The sequence below is a fragment of the Gordonia sp. CPCC 206044 genome (assembly GCF_048537895.1).
Classification (GTDB): Bacteria; Actinomycetota; Actinomycetes; order Mycobacteriales; family Mycobacteriaceae; genus Gordonia.
In genome coordinates this window covers 437,127-457,610 of record NZ_JBCLVL010000003.1, presented here as the reverse complement: position 1 = coordinate 457,610, position 20,484 = coordinate 437,127, and the positions used below count along the sequence as shown (strand labels likewise).

General features: G+C 67.6%; 19 protein-coding genes. 6 read left to right on the top strand and 13 right to left on the bottom strand.

Annotated features, from left to right (window positions below; translation table 11 throughout):
- Positions 1-111: 111 nt before the first annotated feature.
- The 6 genes from AAFP35_RS06675 to AAFP35_RS06650 form a co-directional block, all read right to left on the bottom strand.
- Complete coding sequence (locus AAFP35_RS06675) at positions 112-849, bottom strand: sirohydrochlorin chelatase (protein ID WP_419220760.1); 738 nt, start codon at positions 847-849, stop codon at positions 112-114.
- A complete protein-coding gene (locus tag AAFP35_RS06670) occupies positions 846-2,027 on the bottom strand; it encodes a uroporphyrinogen-III synthase (protein ID WP_419220759.1) in 1,182 nt (393 codons plus the stop codon). Before AAFP35_RS06670 ends, AAFP35_RS06675 begins: the two co-directional genes overlap by 4 nt.
- Entirely contained in the window at positions 2,024-2,446 is a 423-nt protein-coding gene (gene nirD, locus AAFP35_RS06665; RefSeq protein WP_419220758.1) for a nitrite reductase small subunit NirD, read from the bottom strand. The genes AAFP35_RS06670 and nirD overlap by 4 nt, the downstream gene beginning before the upstream one ends.
- On the bottom strand, positions 2,443-5,034 hold the full coding sequence (gene nirB / locus AAFP35_RS06660) for a nitrite reductase large subunit NirB (protein ID WP_419220757.1): 2,592 nt from the start codon (positions 5,032-5,034) through the stop codon (positions 2,443-2,445). The genes nirD and nirB overlap by 4 nt, the downstream gene beginning before the upstream one ends.
- Positions 5,035-5,074: 40 nt before the next feature.
- On the bottom strand, positions 5,075-6,550 hold the full coding sequence (locus tag AAFP35_RS06655; protein WP_419220756.1) for an MFS transporter: 1,476 nt from the start codon (positions 6,548-6,550) through the stop codon (positions 5,075-5,077).
- Positions 6,551-6,734: 184 nt separating this feature from the next.
- Positions 6,735-7,589, bottom strand: a complete 855-nt coding sequence (locus AAFP35_RS06650; RefSeq protein ID WP_419220755.1) for a TIGR02569 family protein — start codon at positions 7,587-7,589, stop codon at positions 6,735-6,737.
- A gap of 149 nt (positions 7,590-7,738) precedes the next feature.
- Here AAFP35_RS06650 and AAFP35_RS06645 point away from each other — a divergent pair, with 149 nt between their 5' ends.
- The gene (locus tag AAFP35_RS06645) at positions 7,739-8,644 is read left to right on the top strand and encodes an RNA polymerase sigma-70 factor (RefSeq protein ID WP_419220754.1); all 906 of its coding nucleotides are present in this window, start codon (positions 7,739-7,741) and stop codon (positions 8,642-8,644) included.
- Positions 8,632-9,072, top strand: a complete 441-nt coding sequence (locus tag AAFP35_RS06640) for an SRPBCC family protein (RefSeq protein ID WP_419220753.1) — start codon at positions 8,632-8,634, stop codon at positions 9,070-9,072. Before AAFP35_RS06645 ends, AAFP35_RS06640 begins: the two co-directional genes overlap by 13 nt.
- A 50-nt stretch (positions 9,073-9,122) precedes the next feature.
- Here the strand turns inward: AAFP35_RS06640 and moeZ are convergent, their stop codons facing one another.
- Both moeZ and AAFP35_RS06630 read right to left on the bottom strand, forming a co-directional pair.
- The gene (gene moeZ, locus AAFP35_RS06635; RefSeq protein WP_419220792.1) at positions 9,123-10,310 is read right to left on the bottom strand and encodes an adenylyltransferase/sulfurtransferase MoeZ; all 1,188 of its coding nucleotides are present in this window, start codon (positions 10,308-10,310) and stop codon (positions 9,123-9,125) included.
- 76 nt (positions 10,311-10,386) lie between these two features.
- Positions 10,387-11,499: a DUF3152 domain-containing protein gene (locus tag AAFP35_RS06630; protein ID WP_419220752.1), complete on the bottom strand. Its 1,113-nt coding sequence runs from the start codon at positions 11,497-11,499 to the stop codon at positions 10,387-10,389.
- A gap of 101 nt (positions 11,500-11,600) precedes the next feature.
- Between AAFP35_RS06630 and AAFP35_RS06625 the strand changes: the two genes are divergently transcribed.
- Complete coding sequence (locus AAFP35_RS06625; RefSeq protein ID WP_419220751.1) at positions 11,601-12,248, top strand: TetR/AcrR family transcriptional regulator; 648 nt, start codon at positions 11,601-11,603, stop codon at positions 12,246-12,248.
- Between the two features lie 225 nt (positions 12,249-12,473).
- Here the strand turns inward: AAFP35_RS06625 and AAFP35_RS06620 are convergent, their stop codons facing one another.
- Positions 12,474-12,707 carry a DUF3107 domain-containing protein gene (locus AAFP35_RS06620; RefSeq protein WP_419220750.1) on the bottom strand — a complete coding sequence of 78 codons (234 nt, stop codon included), beginning with the start codon at positions 12,705-12,707 and terminating at the stop codon, positions 12,474-12,476.
- Positions 12,708-12,842: 135 nt separating this feature from the next.
- Positions 12,843-13,541 (bottom strand): ferritin-like fold-containing protein, encoded by a 699-nt coding sequence (locus tag AAFP35_RS06615; protein WP_419220749.1) that lies wholly within the window; start codon positions 13,539-13,541, stop codon positions 12,843-12,845.
- Positions 13,542-13,808: 267 nt separating this feature from the next.
- Between AAFP35_RS06615 and AAFP35_RS06610 the strand changes: the two genes are divergently transcribed.
- Both AAFP35_RS06610 and AAFP35_RS06605 read left to right on the top strand, forming a co-directional pair.
- Entirely contained in the window at positions 13,809-15,428 is a 1,620-nt protein-coding gene (locus tag AAFP35_RS06610; RefSeq protein ID WP_419220748.1) for a DEAD/DEAH box helicase, read from the top strand.
- A 53-nt stretch (positions 15,429-15,481) separates the two neighbouring features.
- Positions 15,482-16,762 (top strand): PQQ-binding-like beta-propeller repeat protein, encoded by a 1,281-nt coding sequence (locus tag AAFP35_RS06605; RefSeq protein WP_419220747.1) that lies wholly within the window; start codon positions 15,482-15,484, stop codon positions 16,760-16,762.
- A gap of 11 nt (positions 16,763-16,773) precedes the next feature.
- Here AAFP35_RS06605 and AAFP35_RS06600 read toward each other — a convergent pair whose 3' ends face one another.
- Positions 16,774-17,565, bottom strand: coding sequence for a ParA family protein (locus tag AAFP35_RS06600; protein WP_419220746.1), 792 nt, complete (start codon positions 17,563-17,565; stop codon positions 16,774-16,776).
- A gap of 82 nt (positions 17,566-17,647) precedes the next feature.
- Positions 17,648-18,088, bottom strand: coding sequence for a hypothetical protein (locus tag AAFP35_RS06595; RefSeq protein ID WP_419220745.1), 441 nt, complete (start codon positions 18,086-18,088; stop codon positions 17,648-17,650).
- Positions 18,089-18,239: 151 nt separating this feature from the next.
- Here AAFP35_RS06595 and AAFP35_RS06590 point away from each other — a divergent pair, with 151 nt between their 5' ends.
- Positions 18,240-19,193, top strand: coding sequence for a diacylglycerol/lipid kinase family protein (locus AAFP35_RS06590; RefSeq protein WP_419220791.1), 954 nt, complete (start codon positions 18,240-18,242; stop codon positions 19,191-19,193).
- Here the strand turns inward: AAFP35_RS06590 and AAFP35_RS06585 are convergent.
- On the bottom strand, positions 19,127-20,251 hold the full coding sequence (locus AAFP35_RS06585; RefSeq protein ID WP_419220790.1) for an MFS transporter: 1,125 nt from the start codon (positions 20,249-20,251) through the stop codon (positions 19,127-19,129). The genes AAFP35_RS06590 and AAFP35_RS06585 overlap by 67 nt on opposite strands.
- Positions 20,252-20,484: the final 233 nt, after the last annotated feature.

Below are 20,484 nucleotides of genomic sequence, written 5' to 3'. Positions count from 1 at the left end.
TCGACGAACCACCCGCGATCAGCTCCGCGACGGCGAATCCCGCGCGGCGAGGCGGATCACGAAACGTGGCCGCGAGAGCCGATCGGGAGACGGCGATCAAGGACGGGGCGATCAGCGACGGGCAACGGGTTGGCGCCGGTACGGACTCACCGCGGCGCGCATCCGGGTGACGATGAGATCCGCGATCCGTCGATCCGCACCGAGCGGTTCGGCCACGGCGTCCGCCCCATAGGTGTGCAGACGATTGTGGAACAGCCCGGGCGCCAACAGATACGACGCGATCACCACCCGACGCCCGCTCCGCGCCGCACGTTCGACGGCTTCGGGCACCGACGGTGACGCGGTGGTGATGAATCCGACCTCGACTCGCCCACCGATCAGCGACTCCAGCTGACGCGCCGCGAGATACACCTGTGCGCAAGCACTTTCGTCCGAGGAACCGGCGGCCGCCAACACCACGGCGTCACCGGGTTCGAAGCCCGCCTCGATGAGGCGCAGACGCGCGACCGCGGCGATCGTGGGGTCCGGTCCGAGGGCGCGCGTGACCACCGTGTCAGCCCGGCCCGCAGCCTGGACATGGTGCGGGATGTCCTGGCGCACATGATATCCCGAGGCCAGAAAGGCGGGCACCAACACGGCGGGCCGGTCCACGTCGGCGATGACCTCCGACGGCGTCGGCCCCAACACGTCGACAAAAGCGGTCCGGGTGGTGCCGATCCGGTCGCTCACCGCCTCGGCGATCTGCGCGATCACGTCGATCCCGTGCGGGTTGCGGGTGCCGTGGGCGACCAGCACGGGGCTGATGTCGCGCAGACGGTCACCGACGGGCAGGAACGATTCGTGGGTCATTCCCCGTCCTCTCCCTCGTATTCCAGGTCGACGGCGAGGCGATAGCCGCGCTTGACCACGGTCTGGATCATCTTGGGGTCCCCCAGCGCGTTGCGTAGGCGGGCGACGGCCACCTCCACCGCGTGTGTGTCGGAACTGTCGCCGGGCAGCCCGGTGAGCAGGTCCTGCCGCGACACCACCCGGCCCGGTGTGGCCGCGAGCGACTTGAGCAGGATGAGACTCGTCGCCGAGAGATCGCGCAACTCGCCGTCGACGAGAACCGCCTGGCCACGAATGGCCGTGTCGTGACCGTGGATTCGCAGATCGTGACTGCGTCGCGGCAACTCGTCGGTGATCAACCGCGCCAGGGCGCCGAGCCGATACCGCTTGGGATAGATCGTCGGTATCTGCAGCGCTTCGAGCGGGCCTGCGGTCACCGAACCGACACACATGACCGGCACCGAGGTGCGCATGGCATGGACGAACTGTGACAGCTTTCCCAGTTCTTTGGCACGGGTGAGGATCGAGGCCGCCGCCGGTGCACTGGTGAAGGTGATGGCGTCGAGATCGGCTCGGATGACCGCGGCGATCATCTTGTCGATCCGGTCGACGTCGGGATGCATGTTCCACCGGTACACCGGCACCGGCAGGACGTCGGCACCGGCGGCGCGGAGCACGGCACAGAAATCCGGCAGCGGCTCCCACTCGGTGGTGGCCCCGTGCAATTGCACCGCGATGCGGACACCCTCGACGCCTTCTTCGAGAAGTCGGTCGAGAACCTCCGAGGAGGATTCGCTCTCCGGCGACCACTCCTCACGCAGCCCGGCGGCCCGGATCGCTCCCTTGGCCTTGGGGCCGCGCGCGATCAGTCTGCTCTTGCCGAGCGCACCGAGCAGCGCCTCGGCCCGCCCCCACCCGTCGACGGCCTCCACCCATCCGCGGAACCCGATCCCGGTGGTCGCCACCATCAGGTCGGGTGGATCGGCGATGATCGCCTCGGTCACCTGCTCGAGTTCGGTGTCGTCGACCAGTGGCAGGATGCGGATCGTCGGCGCGGCCATCACCTCCGCACCGCGGCGGGCCAACAGCGCGGCGAACTCCTCCGCGCGTCGGGCCGCCGTGATGCCGATGGTGAATCCGGCCAGCGGCAGGGCGTCGGTGTCGTCAGGGGCGCCGGTGCCTTCTCTACGGGTGCTCATCGTTGCGGAAAGTACACCTCGACCATGGTGTCCACGACTTGGACCGCATAGCTGGGGACCGATGTCGACTCGTCGTCGAGGCAGGCGCCGGTCCGCAACGAGAAGATCTGCTTGCCCAGGGGGCTGGCGACGGTGGGTTCGCCGGATCGATCACCGGTGACACCACGCGAGAGCACCGCGGCGCGCGCGAACGGGTCGATGTTGCCGATCGCGTAGAGGCGTGATCGGCCGGCCGCCGCCTCCCGATCGGTCTCCATGGCGGGCACCCGGAACAGCGCGGCCTGTTCGAAGTTCGGTCCGAGCACTCCTACACCCCGACCGACGGACAGATCGGCGAGAGCGCAGGCGCGCACCCACTGCCCGGGCAGGGCGTCGGGATGGGTCGTCGGCTGGGTGGATGATCCGTGCGCGAGACTCACGACGGGACTCCTTCACGTTCGGCGGCGTCGGCGGTGACGCGCGGAGGCAGGGACGGCATGTCGAGCAACACCGGGACCTTCCGTTCGGGCTCGAGCTCACCGAGTCCGTCGGTCGGATCACCGGGGCTCGCGAAACGGATGGTCGGATCGGGCACCTCCGGAGCGTTGACGAAGGACACGAACCGCTTGAGCTTGTCCTCGTCTTCGAGAACCGCTGCCCACTCGTCCCGATATCCGGCGACGTGTCGCTCCATGGCGGCCTCGAGCTCGACCGCCAACCCCAGGCTGTCGTCACAGACGACAGCCTTCAGATGATCCAGGCCGCCCTCCAGCGACTCCAGCCACGGCGCTGTGCGCTGGAGACGATCTGCAGTGCGGATGTAGAACATCAGGTACCGATCAATGTAGGCGATCAGCGTCGCGTCATCGATACCGCTGGCCAGCAGCTGCGCGTGTTTCGGGCTCTGACCACCGTTACCGGCGACGTACAGGTTCCAGCCGTTCTCGGTGGCGATCACGCCGACGTCCTTGCCGCGGGCCTCCGCACACTCGCGGGCACACCCGGACACACCGAACTTGAGCTTGTGCGGCGACCGCAGGCCGCGATACCGCTTCTCCAGGAGCACCGCCATCCCGACCGAATCCTGTACGCCGTATCGGCACCACGTCGAGCCGACGCAGCTCTTCACGGTGCGCAGGCTCTTGCCGTAGGCGTGACCCGATTCCATCCCGGCATCGACGAGACGTCGCCAGATCTGCGGCAGCTGATCGACCCGCGCGCCGAACAGGTCGATGCGCTGACCGCCGGTGATCTTGGTGTAGAGGTCGAAATCGCGGGCGATCTCGCCGATCACGATGAGCTGCTCGGGCGTCACCTCGCCGCCGGGCATCCGCGGCACCACCGAGTACGAACCGTTCTTCTGCATGTTCGCCAGGAAGTGATCGTTGGTGTCCTGCAGCGCCACCTGCTCGCCGTCGAAGATGTGGTCGCTCGACGTCGAGGCCAGGATCGACGCGACGGTCGGTTTGCAGATCTCACAGCCCTGGCCGGTGCCGTAACGCTCGACCAGTTCGGAGAACGTGCGGATCCCGGTGACCGAGACGATCTCGAAGAGTTCCCGACGAGATTGCGCGAAGTGCTCACACAGCGACTTGGACAGCTCCACGCCCGATGCCTCGAGCAACGCCTTGATGCTGGGCACACAGCCGCCACAGGTGGTGCCCGCAGACGTGCAGCCCTTGATGGCGGCGACGTCGCAGGCCCCCTCGGCGATCGCCGAGCAGATACTGCCCTTGGACACGCCGTTGCAGGAGCAGATCTCGGCATCGTCGGGCAGGGCATCGAGACCCACCCCGGTGCCGCCGCCCGCGGGTGCGATCAGCGCGGCGGGGTCGCCGGGGATCTCGCGACCGACCATCGGCTTGAGCATCGCGTACGCCGAGGCGTCACCCACCAGGATGCCGCCCAGCAGCGTGGTGGCGTCGTCGGAGACGACCACCTTGGCGTACTTGCCTGCGACCGGATCGTGGTAGACGATCTCGAGCGCATTCTCGCTGGTGGCCATCGCGTCGCCGAAGCTGGCCACATCCACGCCGAGGAGCTTGAGCTTGGTGGACATGTCCGCGCCGGGGAAAGTGGACTCCGGCCGTCCCAGGATCTGGTCGACGACGATCTCGGCGGTGCTGTAACCGGGCGCCACGAGACCATAGCAACGGCCCTCGACCGCGGCGACCTCGCCGATCGCGTAGATGTCGGGATCGTCGGTGCGGCAAGCGGTATCGACCAGCACGCCGCCGCGCTCACCGACCGCGATCCCCGCCTCCCGGGCCACCTGATCGCGGGGACGCACACCCGCGGAGAACACCACCAGGGCGGCATCGATCTCGCTGTCGTCGCTGAGCGTCACGGTGAGTCCGCCGCCGTCGTTGTCGGCGATGTTCGCCGTGCCGACGCCGGTGTGCACACTCAGACCGAGATCGGTGACCAGCTTCTTCAGTACCGCGCCGCCCCCGTCGTCGACCTGCATCGGCATCAGCCGCGGAGCGAACTCCACCACGTGCGGGGTCATCCCGAGCAACTTGAGGGCATTCGCCGCCTCGAGGCCGAGCAGCCCACCACCCACCACGATCCCGGGCGCGCCCGGACCGGCGGCATCGGCGGCTGCCCGGATCGCATCGAGATCGTCGAGGGTGCGGTACACGAAGCACTTCTCGTTGTCGTGGCCCGGCACCGGCGGCACGAAGGCGTACGAGCCGGTCGCCAACACCAGTGCGTCGTAAGCGATCTCACGTCCCGCCGACGTCACCACCCGGTGACCGGACCGATCGATGTCGGTCACCGTCTCGCCGAGGTGCGTGATGACGTGTGCGTCACCGTCGTAGGTGTTGCCGTCCAGCGCCAGCGCATCCCGCTGCCACGAACCGACGTACGACGACAACCCGACACGGTCGTAGGCGGGATCGGCCTCCTCGGAGACGATCTCGACACGCCAGAGTCCGTCGGTGTCACGCTCGCGAAGCGTTTGCACGAAACGGTGACCCACCATGCCGTGCCCGACCACGACGACTGTCTTGGATGTGCTGGTCACTGGACTACTCCTTGATCGATGAACTGTGGTTCGACGGACGTCAGGCCATGGCCTTGCCGGCCGAACCGCTGCCGGTCGCCGACGTCGCGGACTCCGAAGCCGGAGCGGCGACCTGCAGGTCGGTGGTCTCGCCGATGACGATCGGCTTGCGGGCGTAGAACCACCAGGTGATCACGGCGGCCACCACGTAGAAGCCCATGAAGATCCAGAAGGCCAGGGTGGCCGACTGATTCGACTTGTAGCTGGCCCGCAGAACCAGGTTGATCCCCACGCCGCCGAGTCCTCCCGCTGCTCCGGCCAGACCGATCAGGGCACCGGACATGCTGCGTGACCATTTGGTCTTACCCAGGGCATTGAGCCCGGAGATGTTCTGCGCCTTGTGTTCCCAGATGGTGGGGATGATCTTGTAGACCGAACCGTTGGCGATCCCCGAGATCAGGAAGAGCAGGATGAAGCCGGTGATGAAGGCAGCGAGCACACCACCGGTGATCACCTTGTCGTTGGCGTCGGCGACCATACCCGCGGTGACGAGGATGGCTGCGGAGAAGATCATCGCGATGAAGCTGTACAGGGTGACCTTGCCGCCACCGATGCGGTCGGACCATTTGCCGCCGTAGGGACGGGCCAGCGAACCGAGAAGCGGTCCGATCCAGGCGATCTGAGCTGCGGCCAGCGCAGGCTTGGCCGCGCCCGCCGACGTGAAGCTGATGTTGAGAACCTGGCTGAACGCGAAGCCGAAGCCGATGAACGAACCGAAGGTGCCCACGTAGAGCAGGGCGATCAACCAGGTGTCGCGGTATTTGAGGCAGTCGATCATCGCCCGTCCGCTTGCCGTCTGGTGGTCGAGGTTGTCCATGTAGATCGCAGCACCGACGCCGGCCACGGCGAGTGCGACGAGATAGATGGCACAGACGATCTCGGGCCGATCGGCGGCGAGCCAGATGACCAGGAGTCCCACCAGCTGCACGACCGGGACACCGATGTTGCCGCCACCGGCGTTGAGCCCGAGTGCCCACCCCTTGAGCCGCTGCGGATAGAACGCGTTGATGTTGGTCATCGACGACGCGAAGTTGCCGCCGCCGAAGCCGGTCAGCGCCGCCACGGCCAGGAACCAGCCGTACCCGAACTCACCCGGGTTCATCATCAACATCAAGGTGAGGGCGGTGGGGATCAGCAGGACGATGGCGCTGAAGATCGCCCAGTTGCGCCCGCCGAAGCGAGCCGTGGCCTGGGTGTAGGGAATGCGAAGGCAAGACCCGACGAACGTCGCGGTCGCCGCGATCACGAACTTCTGATCGAGACTGATCCCGTACTCGGGTCCCATGAACAAGGCCATGACGGAGAACAGCGACCACACCGAGAATCCGACGTGCTCGCAGATGACCGACCAGACCAGGTTGCGCTTGGCGATCGCGGCGTTGCCGTTGTCCCAGGCCTTCCGGTCCTCGGGATCCCAGTCGGTGATCGTGTGGTCACGTCCTAGCGCGTTGCGCACGGACGCAGGCAGTACAGGCATGGGCCGTCCAATCGTGGTGTTGATCGAGCTGTTCCCGACGACGGTGTCGGACGATTGGACTCAAAGTTAGGCAGCCTGTGTTGCCGGGGTTTTTTCTCCCGTGACCGAAGAGTCACGTTGTGCTCACATCACCCCGACAAACCTGTGAGAAGCGCAGAAAGTACCTCTACCTGCGCGGACGCTGCTAGAGCAGCAGTCGGACCAGATCCACCACCCGTTGCAGACCGGGCAGTGCCCCCGAGGTGGCACGCGGATGTAACGCGTGCACGGCCAGCCGGAACATCGTCGCGCGCAGCATCATCTGTGGCCATTCCGGCTGGTCCGCCCAGCGTTGCACGAGTTCATCGTCGGCGCCACCCCAGGCGAGCGAGTCGACGACGACGACCGCGGCAGCCCACGGCGCGGGCCGCCAGTACGGCACGATATCGGTGATACCGGGTGCCGCGGCACCGGCGAAGAGCACCGTGCCGAACAGGTCCCCGTGTACCACCTGCGACGGCAGGTCGACCGTTTTTCGCAGCGTCGCAAGCGTTTTCAGCATCCCCATGCTCTCGACGCCATCTGCAGACGTCGGCTCCGACATCCCGGCCGCGCGTGCCGTGCGCAACGGGACGGCCTCCCAGGCGGCACGGTCGGCGGCCGTGAAGACGTCCACGTCGGTGTGTGGTGGCGCAGGTGACTGCAGGAGGAATCGGGGCCGATCGAGTCCGGCCGTTGCCGCATGCAGTCGGTCGGCGACCAGCACGACCTCGTCGTGGCGAGGCTCGGAGGTACCCGCGATGTAGGTGTCGGCCCGCCAACCCGACACCACGTAGCGCCCGTCGGTGGCACGGAAGGGCCGCGCGATCCGCAACCCCTCGACGTACAGGGACTCGCGCACCCCCGCCGACCACGCGGCCCGCGCATGATCCGGGACGAGCGACAACACCACCTCACCGACACGCCAGCCACCGATCCACGAATCTCCCATGGGAATCGGCGGGTGCGAGGTCAGCCCGAACGTGTTGAGCACGTGCTCGGGCGGCTGGACGGTGTTCACTTCTGCAGAGATTACCGAGCAAACCCGGTGGTGGGCGTCAGCGACGCGGCCCTCAGGCCACCCCATCGTCCACGAGGGCGAACACGCCGTGTGATGCACAACACACCGGGAACCTGTCACGCACCCCCGGGGTGCGGTGTCATTGGACTGTGACCGATCCCGACGAGACCTTCGCGGAACTCCGACCACTGCTGTTCACCGTGGCCTACGACGTCCTGGGCGCCGTCGCCGATGCCGAGGACGTCGTCGGCGAGTGTTATCTGTCCTGGTCTCGACAGGATGCGTCGACGGTCGACGATCCGCGGGCGTATCTGGTGACCGCGGTGTCCCGCCGTGCCTTCAACCACCTGCGCACGGTGCGACGACGGCGTGAGACCTACATAGGCTCCTGGCTGCCCGAGCCGCTGCATACCGAATCCGACGTCGCCGACGACGCGGTGCTCGCGGAATCGGTGTCGATGGCGATGCAGATCGTCCTCGAGACGTTGTCCCCCGTCGAACGGGTCGTGTTCGTACTGCACGAGGTGTTCGGATACGAGCACACCGAGATCGCCGCCGTGGTCGATCGATCCGATGTCGCGGTACGTCAGATCGCCCATCGGGCCCGTCAGCACGTCCACGCGCGCCGCCGCCGCGCGGTCGCCACCCCGCCCACCGACACCGACGATGTGGTGGCCCGACTCCTGCTCGCCTGCCTGACCGGGGACGTCGACGGCCTGCTCGACGTGCTCGCACCCGACGTCGTCGCGATCTCCGATGGCGGTGGCCACGTCGCCGCCGCCCGCCGCCCGCTGGTGGGTCCGGAGAAGGTCGCGCGGTTCCTGCTGGCGGTGGCGCGCACCGAGATCGGCCGGGCGACGGTGGACCTGGCCACCTTCAACGCGTCGCCGGCAGCGATCTTCACCGTCGACGGACGCGTCGACACCGTCGCCGTCTTCGAAGTGCACGACAAGAAGCTGACCGGGTTCTACGCGATACGCAACCCCGAGAAGCTCGACCGGATAGAGCGCACACATCGACTGGACCGAGGAGAGGACACCCCATGCAGACCGTGACCGTGACCCGCACCATCGACGCCCCGCTGACGTCGGTGTTCGACTGGATCAGCAATGCGCACAACTACACTCACTCACGCTGGGTGATTCGGGAACGGTTACGGACGCCGGGGGCCGACGCCCCGTACGGGCTCGGTGCCGTGCGGGTGCTGATCTGGGTGGTCGGCTGGTTCTCCGAGCGGGTCACCGCCTACCACCCACCGCACTCGTTCGACTATCACGTCGATCGCAGCGTGCCGCCGTCACGGCACGAGCACGGACGCGTCACGTGCACGGCCACCGACGGCGGCACCCACGTCGAGTGGACCACGACCTTCGAGGTCGCGGTCCCGATCGTCGGCGGTCTGCTCACCCGCTACGTGGGTCGCCCGGTGATGACCTACGCCTTCACCACGATCCTGGACCGTGCGGAACAGGATCTGGCGTAGGCGGGTCGTCAGCAGGTGGTTCGGTACGCAGTCGGCGCCAGTCTGTGCGGTCAGTAGGTCGGCAGGCTCTTGTCGACCTGGTTGGCCCACGCGGTGACACCGCCCTGCAGGTGGGTGGCATCGGCGAACCCGGCACGCTTGAGCGCGGCGAGTGCTTCCGCGGACCGGATGCCGGTCTTGCAGTACAGCACCGTCGGGCGGTCCTGCGGGATATCCGACAACGCCGCGCCCGACAGGATCTGGTCTTTGGGAATCAGCGTGGCACCGTCGATGCGCACGATGTCCCACTCGACCGGCTCCCGCACGTCGATGAGGGCGACATCCTCGCCGGCGTCGAGCTTGTCCTTGAGCTCGGCGGGGGTGAGCGTGGAACCGGTGGCCGCATCGGCCGCCTCGGTGGAGACCACGCCGCAGAAGTCGTCGTAGTCGATCAGCTCGGAGACCCGCGCACCGTCGGGATCCTTGCGGATCTTGATGGTTCGGTAGGTCATGTCGAGGGCGTCGTAGACCATCAGACGGCCGAGCAGCGGCTCACCGATACCGCAGATCAGCTTGATCGCCTCGGTACCCATGATCGAACCGATCGAGGCACACAGGATGCCGAGCACGCCACCCTCGGCGCAAGAGGGCACCATCCCGGGCGGAGGGGCCTGCGGGTAGAGATCGCGGTAGTTCAGGCCGCGACCGTCGGGCGCGTCTTCCCAGAACACCGAGGCCTGTCCCTCGAAGCGGTAGATCGAACCCCACACATAGGGTTTGTGCGCCAAGACCGCGGCGTCGTTCACCAGGTAGCGGGTGGCGAAGTTGTCGGTGCCGTCGAGGATCAGGTCGTAGCGACCGAACAGTTCGATGGCACCTTCCGGTTCGAGGCGCTGGTCGTGGATGTTGACCGTCACGTACGGGTTGATCTCCAGGATCGAATCGCGCGCGCTCTCGGCCTTGGGCCTGCCGATGTCGGATTGGCCGTGGATGACCTGGCGCTGCAGATTCGATTCGTCGACGACGTCGAACTCGACGATGCCGATGGTGCCCACCCCGGCCGCGGCGAGGTAGAGCAGTGTCGGCGACCCGAGCCCACCGGCCCCGATGACCAGGACCTTGGCGTTCTTGAGTCGTTTCTGACCGTCCATCCCGACGTCCGGGATGATCAGGTGCCTGCTGTAGCGGGCCACCTCTTCGTTGGAGAGTTCCGCTGCGGGTTCCACCAGCGGGGGCAAGGACGACACGGGCGCCTCCATCACGTGCTGAATTGTTGCGACTTAGGAGTCAACCGGCTCGGCGGTCCCGACATTCCGCCCACAGGTACCCGGGGGCTCACCGATTCGGGAACGGCCACGGATTCGGTTTGCAGACCAGACTCCGATTGGCCTGCATCTGCGGGTCGAGGGCGAGGATCTCGCTGTTGGCGACGCCGAAGGACTGCTGCATCATCACCGGGGCGAGCGCACCGTTCTCCTTGCAGGGTTCGTGGGCCTCGTACCCGATCCCGTGCCCGGTCTCGTGGTTGACGAGATATTGGCGGTAGAGAAGGTCGTCTCCCTGGTAGGACACCGCGCCACGCACCCACCGGGCCTCGTTGAGGGTGACCCGCTCTTCGGGCGGATAGAAGCACGACGTCTCGAGTTGGATCTGGTAGCCGCACAGTTCCCGGGTGGTGCCCGGCGAGGCGAGGGTGATGCGCAGGTCCGGTTCGCCGGAGGAGATGCGTCGGAACGAGACCTTGCCGTCGCCGATCCAGCTGCGCGGATTCGCCAGCGTGGCGTCGACCATCTTGCCGAAGCTGCCGTCACCGCCGTAGTCCTGCGGATTGACGCCGTTCTCCACCTCGACGGTGTAGGTGTACACCTGCCCTCCGGTGCCCACCTGCTTCCCGCCTCCGGGCACCACGTGGTAGGACTCCTTGCCCTTCTGGGTGAACGGCCCGCCCGCAGGTAGGGCGCCAGCAGGCAACGACGCGGCCTGGATGGCCCCGGTCGGGGCCCCGATGGGCTTGGTCTCCTTGCTGACGTCGGTGTTGCGCGACGCCGAATCCGGATTCACGTCGGCGGCAGGAGCGAATGCCGAATCGCTGCCGTCCTTCACGGTCATGACGATGAGCGTGATGGTGATGATGGCGAGCACCGGGACGGCGTAGGCGCGCCATCCGTAGGTGGCGACGAAGCGCCCCAGCGCCGACTGCTTCTTGCGCTCGGGCTGGGCATCACGGTCGACGCGCGGTCGGCCGCTGTCGTCCGTCGGGTCCCACCGCGCCCGTAACGGCTGGTCCGGGCGTGGCCGTGTCCGCGGGATCGCCTCGGTGGCGTCGCGGTCGGGTGACTGCGTCGTCGACCGCGCACCGGTCCCACCGGACATTCGAGGGTCGCCGTCGACCCCGGTGCCCCCGCGTTCGACGCCCCCCGGGTTCGGCCCCTCTCCTGGGTGACTCACATGGCAACTTTCTCACAGGTCAGTGCGAATCTCTTCGACCCGCACCCCGCCGAGCCGTGTGCGGATCGGATTGTGAAACCCGTCGCAGGTATTCTCGACGCATGACGACCACGACCAACTCTTCGCATCGTGCGGCACGCAGCAACACGCGGATGCCGCGCAGCGCGCGTCGAATGCAGTTGCTCGATGCCGCCAGCGAGATCTTCGTGGAGCGTGGTTACCACTCCGCTGGGATGGATGAGATCGCGGTACACGCAGGGGTCAGCAAACCTGTTCTGTACCAACATTTCCCGTCGAAGCTCGATCTCTACATCGCCGTCGTCGACTCGCACGCCGAGAAGCTCGTCAGCGACGTCAACGCGGCCCTGCTGACCACCACCGACAACCGGCAGCGTGTCCGAGCCGCGGTAGAGGCGTTCTTCGATTTCATCGACCAGGACAACTCGGGTTACCGCCTGATCTTCTCCTCCGATGCGATGGATCCGGCGGTGATCCGTCGGGTCGAGGGCGCCACGGAGGCCTGCGTCGACGCGGTCTACGGCCTCGTCATGCACGATTCGGGACTCGATCCCTACCGTTCCCGCATGCTCGCGGCAGGTCTGGTCGGCGCCAGCCAGGTCAACGCCCGCTACTGGCTCGAGGCCAAGCGGCCGGTCGACAAGCAGACCGCCGTGGACACCACCGTCGCGCTGCTGTGGGGCGGACTGTCCCACGTGCCCAAGCAGAACGAAGAAGCCGAGCAGGACTGAGTTCGTACCGGTCAGACGCCCCACCGCGCGGTTAGTCGCAGTGAGTCCTCCGAATGCGCAGGCCGCTGCCCCGCCGATGAGCGAGCACACGCATCACCGTGTCCGGTCGAGCGTTGCGCCCACGACCGTCGATGTGAGGCCGTCCATTCGGAGCTGCCGACACGAGACCGCCCAAAAGAAACAGTGGCGCGCCCGCGAACGGGCACGCCACTGTTTTCTCTCGATTCAGACGGCGCCGAATCCGACGCGGCGGTTCTCCGCGCCACCCACCTCGACGTAGGCGATCTTGGTGATCGGGATCAGGTAGCGCGCGCCCTTGTCGTCGGTCAAGGAGAGCAACTGCGCCTTGCCGCTCAGCGCCGCCTCGACCTCGGCGTAGGCCTCGTCGCTGGTGAGCGTCGAGGCGACGGTCACCTCCCGCGGACTGTCGGAGATGCCGATCTTCACTTCAACGGCCATGGCCACCCTTCTCTCGTCTCGACGATGCTCACGATGCGTGCGGAAAGAAACTCTCGACGTCCGAGACTAGTTGAGCTCCAAGCGACGACGGTATCGGCTCCGCTCACAGCGCAACCGGAGGCCGATCGGGGCGTTTCAGCCCAGACCGAGATCGGCCATGCGGTCGGCGTGCTTGGCGGCGACCGCGTCGAAGAACGTCGCGATGCCCTGCAGCGACGACGCATTCGAGAACAGCAGATCGGTGACCTCTTCTTCGGCCGCGAGCACCCACTGCGCATGCGTCACGGCCTCGCCGAGCAGCCTCCTGCCCCACAGGGTCAGGGGCGAGCGCAACAGCGGGTCGGCGGCCACCGCGGCCGACACCTGTTCCCGCGCGAACTGCGAGCTGGCCGTCTGCCCCATCACCTCTCCGACGACGTCGCGGACCTCACGCGGCAGCACACCGACGAGTTGGGTGTAGAAGTCGGCGGCCAGACCGTCACCGACGTAGGCCTTGACGAGCACCTCGTACCAGGTCTTGGGCGTCGTCACCGTGTGGTACTGGTCGAACACCGAGCGGTAGCGCTGCACTGCGCCGGCCGGGTCGATGCCGCGCGCCGAGATCTGCTCGGCGAGCAGGTCGAAATGACCGATCTCCGAGGCGGCCATCCGTGCGATGGCGATCCCGCTGGGCACGTCCGGCGCCATTCGCGACTCGTCGATCAGCCGATAGAAGGCCGCGTACTCGCCGGCGAGGAGCACCGCGAACAGCTTGCCGACGGCGTCGGATCGGTCCGGATCGGGGCTGGCGGTCGGGTCTGACGAGACCCCGGACGGAGGCGGCGCGGTGGACATGCAGGAGATGGTAGGCGGGGGTGCAGCGTTGACCAAGTACACTGGGTGGCGGTGTACCAACGCGAACGTGACGATTCGCGATCACGCGCGGGACACCGGACAATGTGCGCGCACTCTGCGCCGGGCACCGATGCTCGGCCTGGCCACCACACAGTCGGGAACGAATCTGCAGGTCAAGATCGTATCCCCCTCACGCGAGACGACTCGCGATCTCCGCTGTGGTGCCTTTCGTGCGTGCAGGAAATGCAGAAAGGCATACAACCACACATGAGCAGTACCGGCGCATCCAGCGCGACCACCAGCGACGTGACCACGACCGACGCCGACGACGTGCAGACCACGATCCTCGACGACACCCACACGTCCCCCACCTTCGCCGAACTCGGCGTCGACGACCGCATCGTCGCGGCCCTCGCCGACGACGGCAAGACCCACACCTTCGCGATCCAGGAACTCACCCTGCCGCTGGCGCTCGCCGGCGACGACCTCATCGGCCAGGCACGTACCGGGATGGGCAAGACGTTCGGCTTCGGCGTCCCGATGCTGCACCGCCTCGTCCATGCCGAGGAGTCGGGCCTGCGTCCGCTCGACAACACCCCGCGGGCCCTGGTCATCGTGCCGACCCGTGAGCTGTGCGTCCAGGTGACGGGCGATCTCGCGGTCGCCGCCCCCAAGCTCGAGGTGACCCTCCCCGACGGCACGGTCCGCCCGCTGAAGGTCGCATCCATCTACGGCGGCCGCCCGTACGAGTCGCAGATCGCCGAGTTGCAGGCAGGTGTCGACGTGGTCGTCGGCACCCCGGGTCGTCTGCTCGACCTCGCACAGCAGGGCCATCTCATCCTCGGCAAGGTCGAGGTCCTCGTCCTCGACGAGGCCGACGAGATGCTCGACCTCGGCTTCCTGCCCGACATCGAACGGATCATCGGATCGCTCCCGACGGCACGCCAGACGATGCTGTTCTCGGCGACGATGCCCGGCCCGATCGTGACGCTGGCGCGGACCTTCCTGAACCGTCCGACGCACATCCGTGCCGAGCACGCCAACGATTCGGCGGTGCACGAACGCACCACCCAGTACGTCTACCGGGCCCACGCACTGGACAAGGCCGAACTGGTCGCCCGCATCCTGCAGGCCGAAGATCGCGGCGCGACAATGATCTTCACGCGCACCAAGCGAACCGCACAGAAGGTCGCCGACGATCTGGGTGAGCGCGGGTTCTCGGTGGGCGCGGTCCACGGCGACCTCGGGCAGGTTGCCCGGGAGAAGGCGCTCAAGCGCTTCCGCAACGGCGACATCAACGTGTTGGTTGCCACCGACGTCGCGGCCCGCGGCATCGACATCGACGACGTCACCCACGTCATCAACTACCAGTGCCCCGACGACGACAAGACATACGTGCACCGCATCGGACGCACGGGTCGCGCCGGTCGGACCGGTATCGCGATCACCCTCGTGGACTGGGACGAGCTGCACCGGTGGGAGCTGATCAACTCGGCGCTCGGCCTCGAGGTGCCCGACCCGGTCGAGACGTATTCGACGTCGGAGCATCTGCGGTCCGACCTCGGTATCCCCGAGTCGGCGACCGGCCGGATCGCGTCGTCGAAGCCGCGCGGCGACGACGAACAGCGTGAACGCCGCCCGCGTTCGGAACGGCCGAAGTCCACCCGGACGCGTCGTCGCACCCGTGCTGGTACCCCGGTCACCAGCGCCCCGGACGAATCGGCAGGCGGCGACACCGACAAGGCAGACAAGTCGGCCGCGGCCCCGTCGGCCGAGGACGGCACCGACAAGCCCCGTCGCCGGCGTCGCCGTCGCGGTGGCGCCAAGCGCAGCGGATCCAACGGCCAGCACACCGACCAGGCCGCCGCGGTGAACGCTGCGGAGTGACCCTCGACGAGTGAACCGGACGGCATCCATTCACTGCGACGAGGCGAGGGCGCGTGGCACGCATCCGACCTGAACGACGGACCGCCGTCGATCTGTGGATCACCGCTGCGATCGTGACGATCGTGCTCGTGGTCGGCGTGATCGTCTGGGCGAACAGCCCGGTCCGCCACACCGACAGCGCCCAGGCCGCGGTGCCCGCGGTGGCACCACAACCGGCGACGGCGGTACCGGCTGCCCTCACCCCGACCTGGCGGGCCACCTCGAGCGCCACCGACACCCCGGCGCTGACCGGCGCACTCGTGGTGACCGCCGATGACGGCGCGGTGGTCGCACACGACCCGTCGGATGGCCATCAGGTGTGGCATTACCGTCGCGACCTGGCGCTGTGCGCCGTGGTCGCGGCCTGGCCCACCAGCAGCGACGAAGTCCTCGCCGCCTACCGCAATGCGCGCGGCTGCGGTGAGGTGACCGGACTCAAGGGTTCCACCGGGCAACGGGTCGGCGCCCGATCGAGCGACGCCGACAACCGGGTCCGACTGACCCCGAGTTCGGGATATGTTGTCTCCCAAGGGCCTACGCGCCTGGAGAGCTGGGGGTCGAACCTGGTCCGTGGCATCGAGTACGGGCGAATCGACGCTCCGGTGAAACCCGGCGTGCAACCCGGGCGCGAGGACTGCCGCCTGTTCTCGTCTGCGGTCGGCGGGGACCGCATCGCGGTCATCGAGCACTGCGGCACCGAGCGGGGGTACCGGCTCACCGTCCTCGGTGCCGTCCTCGACAAGGACGAGACGGTGCAGGAATACGGCTCCACCCTGATCACCGAGGGCACCGCGGGCGCGCCACCGGTGGCGATGGCGATGAGCAGTTCCGGGATCGCCGTCTACGACGGTGGCGCCAATCCGCCCGCACCGCCGACCGATACGCCCGCGGCCCCCCGCACGCCGACCATCCGCCAGTTCAGCAGTGACGGTGTCGCGTCGGCCACCAACATGGTCGACGGTGACGCGTCGCCGCCGTCGTCGGTCCCACCCGTGACCGCCAACGGCTTGACCACGGTGTTCACCGGGCGCGCCACCGTGGTGCTCGACGCACAGACCGTGCGGCCGATCTATCAGGTACCCGGAACGATCGGGACCGGAGACGTGATGGCCGGACAACTGCTGTTGCCGACCGCCGCCGGTGTGAGCGTCCGCGACGCGGCCACCGGACGAGAGCTACGCACCATCCCGTTCACCCGAGACGGACGCGCCGACGAACCGGTCAGCCTGAGGGTCCTCGGCGACACGGTCGTCGAACAGTGGGGCGACACCGTCCAGTCGTATGGACCGGCCTGACACAGGCGGGGTCAGATGACCTCGAGGATCCGCACCTGCTCGCCGGTCTCCCAGTACTTCCAGAGATTCTCGGCAAGATCACGATAGGCGTTGGCGCCCTTGTTCTTCCGGCCACGGATCACCGACGTCCCGGATGCCGAGGCCTCGGCGAACCGCACGGTCCGCGGGATCGGCGGATCGAGCACCGGTAGTTCGTACCGGTCGGCGACGTCGGACAGCACATCGCGGCTGTGGGTGGTGCGGGCGTCGAACAACGTCGCCACCGCCCCCAACACCGACAGGTCCGAGTTGGTGATCTGCTGAACCTCGCGCACGGTGCGCATCAACTGCCCGACCCCGCGGTGCGCCAAGGTCTCACACTGCAGCGGCACCACCACCTCGTCTGCCGCGGTGAGACCGTTGAGCGTCAGCACGCCCAGCGACGGCGGGCAGTCGATGAGGATCACGTCATAGTCCTCGGACACTTCTGCCAGTGCCCGTTTCAGCGCATACTCACGGCCGGGCCGCATCAGGAGCAGCGCCTCGGCTCCGGCGAGGTCGATCGTGGCCGGCAACAACGTCACATTGTCGTCGGTGTCGAGCAGGACATCGGCGATCTCGGCGTCGCCGAGCAACACGTCGTGTACCGACAACTCCAGCTGATCCGGATCGTGTCCCAACGAAAAGGTAAGACAGCCTTGGGGATCGAGATCGACGACGAGCACCGATACGTCGAGGTCGGCCAACGCCGCGCCGAGAGACGCGACCGTGGTGGTCTTGGCCACCCCACCCTTTTGATTCGCAATGGCCAGCATGCGTGTCATGGCATCACTTTACGGCCCATCCTCGCGATCATGCGCCCTACCGCCGCCGATCGGCCGGACGACCGACACCGCCGACGGCCCCTCAGCGCCGCCGCGGCCCCGAATCGTCCGCAGTCGAGTCGTCGGGGCCGTAGTCGACCATCAGCCAGCGTGTCGACGCAGGGCTGAAGATGAGGACCAGCACCGCGATCGCAGCGATCGCGAGTGGGATGCCGAACCACGGCTGGTGGCTGTCGGTCAGCAACGCGTACGCCACCGGCAGCAACAGGATCTGGGCGACCACCGCGATCGCCCGTCCCCAGCGGCGGCCGGCCAACAACGCCACCCCGCCGACGAGGACGCCGCCACCGATGATGCCGAACCATGCGGCGGTGCCGTAGCCGCTGATCGCGGCCTCTTCGTGCCCGGCGGCCTCACGGATCGCGAGCACGACGGCGACGATCACCGCGATCGCGCCCTCGAGTGCGGTGACCAGCCCGGCCACCCGGATCGTCGTCGGCGGCCCGGTCTGCTCAGTGGACACCGAGCCACCCCCTGTCTTGCCTCACGCAACCCAGAGTATGGGTCCGCGCACCGTCTGCGCCCCTCGCCCCCGACGGCCGTCTACTCCTCACCTCGCCGGGGGGATGCACGTCACACGGCCCGACCCCATATCGTTGGGAGCCGTGCGCGTCATGCTCATCGTCAATCCGTTCGCCACCGCGACCAGTCCCGCGGGCCGCGACGCGCTCGCGCACACCCTCAGCTCCCGCTTCCACCTCGACGTCGAGCACACGACGCATCGCGGGCACGCGGGTGAGCTGGCGCGCCGCGCGGCCGACGACGGCTTCGACGTCGTGCTGGTACACGGCGGCGACGGTTCGGTGAACGAGGCGGTCAACGGTCTGCTCGGTCCTCCCGGGACATTCCGCCCGGGCGCACCCCGCCCCCGACTCGGTGTCATCCCGGGCGGCAGCGCCAACGTGTTCGCCCGCACGCTGGGCATCCAGGCCGATCCACTCGCCGCCACCGGCCAGATCATCGAACTCCTCGAATCCGGACAGTGCCGCCAGATCGGCCTGGGACACACCCGCGATCGATGGTTCCTGTTCAACACCGGCATGGGGATGGACGCGGTGGTCGTGCACGCGATGGAGGACAAGCGACACGCGGGCAAACCGGCCACTCCGGGGCGATACTTCTGGACCACGGTCACGTCGTTCCTGCGGCACGCCGGGAGCACGGCCTCGTTCACCGTCGAGCTGCCCGATCGCGATCCGATCCCCGGGGTCCGATTCGGCTTCGTCAGCAACACCAGCCCGTGGACGTATTTCGGCGACTTCGAGATACGTACCAATCCCACGACCGGTTTCGACACCGGACTCGGGATCTTCGCGGCCACCTCGACCGGGGTGGCCCGCAATCTCCCGTTGGCGGCCCGACTGCTGACCCACCGCACCCCGGCAGGCCGACACCTGCACCGCGACGACGACGTCGCGTGGGTGCGCTTCCATGCCGACGAGCCGATCGACGTGCAGATGGACGGTGACTACATCGGCGCGCATGCCTCGCTGGACTTCGGTCACCGCGCCGACGCCCTCGCCGTCGTCGCACCCGACCAGAGCAGCACCACACACAGCACCGCGTAGGGCGTCGCGGCCAGCGCGAACAGTATCGTCGGCGGCCACCACTGTGCACCCACCGCCCACGCACCGAACGCCGCGATCGCGACCAACTCCTCACCTACCCCGGCCATCGACGTGATGGTGGCGCGATGGCTGGAGGGCACCCGGTCCTGCAGCATGCCGTCTGCAACCACCAGCGCCCAGCCGAGAACTCCGAAACCGAAGGCCACCAATACAATTCCCGCGGGATGACCGGAGCCGGCACCGATCGCCATCGAGAGCGCCCCGGCAAGCAGCCAACCGGCCAGCACGGCCCGTCGCACGACCGGGGCACGCGCGGCCGCCAGGCCGCCTGCGATGTCGCCCACCGCGACGACGAGCATCAGCAACGCAACACCCGCGGGAGCGTCGCCCCCACCCAACATCGTGTCGGCCAGCAACGGCAGATATTCATCGAGCGCGGCAATCCAGGTGAGCGCGATCAGGAGCGCAAACGGTGCGTACACCGCGCGTGTGCGGACCGCGGCGAGGGCACCCATGCCGGGCGACCCGGTGTGGCAGGCATCCTGCTGGGTCTCGGGTCCCCGCGACGGGGGCGCGTCCTCCGGGAGCAGCGCCGACGCCAGTGCGCAGACACCGCATGAGACGACGCTCGCCACACCGGCCGCGGTATATCCGCCCCAGGTGGCGAGCGGCACGGCCGCGGCGGTACCGAGAACCACACCGGCCGCCCCCATCGCCCGCACCCTTCCCGCGACCGCGACATATCGCCTGCCCTCGCCGCGGGCCGTCAGGGAGTCGTACAGCAGCGCCTGCAGGGTGCCCGACCGCATCGATCCGCCCGCGGCCCAGAGCACGAAGCCCACGGCGAACATCGGATATGACGGCCACCACATCCACGACATGAATCCGATCGCCGTCACAATTGGCCCGAGCGTCAAGAGAATTCGACGCGGAATGCGGTCCGCGATCAGTCCCGTGGGAACCTCGAGGACAACCGCGGACACCGACCAGATGACAAACAGAGAAGAGATGGCCGCGTCCGACAATCCGGCCCCGGCCACCGTCGGGTCGGAGAACATCACCGCGTAGAGCGGATAGAGCGGGACCGCGTCCTCGGCCAGGGCCGCGACGTAGGCCGCGACACTCAGCCGGTGTGACGAGGATCAACATCGTCGGCGTGTCATGGCTCACAGAATATCGGAGTTGACTCGAAGAACACCAGGGTGCAGACGTGACGACCTGCGGAAATTCACTGACAGTGCCTCATCCGACCGGGTAGACTAATACATCGGTAGGCCACCGAGTGCAGGCA

Coding starts and splice junctions, on each gene's coding strand:
- AAFP35_RS06675 (WP_419220760.1), bottom strand. CDS start 849: ATGACCCACGAATCGTTCCTGCCCGTCGGTGACCGTCTGCGCGACATC.
- AAFP35_RS06670 (WP_419220759.1), bottom strand. CDS start 2,027: ATGAGCACCCGTAGAGAAGGCACCGGCGCCCCTGACGACACCGACGCC.
- AAFP35_RS06655 (WP_419220756.1), bottom strand. CDS start 6,550: ATGCCTGTACTGCCTGCGTCCGTGCGCAACGCGCTAGGACGTGACCAC.
- AAFP35_RS06640 (WP_419220753.1), top strand. CDS start 8,632: ATGCAGACCGTGACCGTGACCCGCACCATCGACGCCCCGCTGACGTCG.
- moeZ (WP_419220792.1), bottom strand. CDS start 10,310: ATGGAGGCGCCCGTGTCGTCCTTGCCCCCGCTGGTGGAACCCGCAGCG.
- AAFP35_RS06625 (WP_419220751.1), top strand. CDS start 11,601: ATGACGACCACGACCAACTCTTCGCATCGTGCGGCACGCAGCAACACG.
- AAFP35_RS06620 (WP_419220750.1), bottom strand. CDS start 12,707: ATGGCCGTTGAAGTGAAGATCGGCATCTCCGACAGTCCGCGGGAGGTG.
- AAFP35_RS06615 (WP_419220749.1), bottom strand. CDS start 13,541: ATGTCCACCGCGCCGCCTCCGTCCGGGGTCTCGTCAGACCCGACCGCC.
- AAFP35_RS06610 (WP_419220748.1), top strand. CDS start 13,809: ATGAGCAGTACCGGCGCATCCAGCGCGACCACCAGCGACGTGACCACG.
- AAFP35_RS06600 (WP_419220746.1), bottom strand. CDS start 17,565: ATGACACGCATGCTGGCCATTGCGAATCAAAAGGGTGGGGTGGCCAAG.
- AAFP35_RS06590 (WP_419220791.1), top strand. CDS start 18,240: ATGCTCATCGTCAATCCGTTCGCCACCGCGACCAGTCCCGCGGGCCGC.
- AAFP35_RS06585 (WP_419220790.1), bottom strand. CDS start 20,251: ATGTTCTCCGACCCGACGGTGGCCGGGGCCGGATTGTCGGACGCGGCC.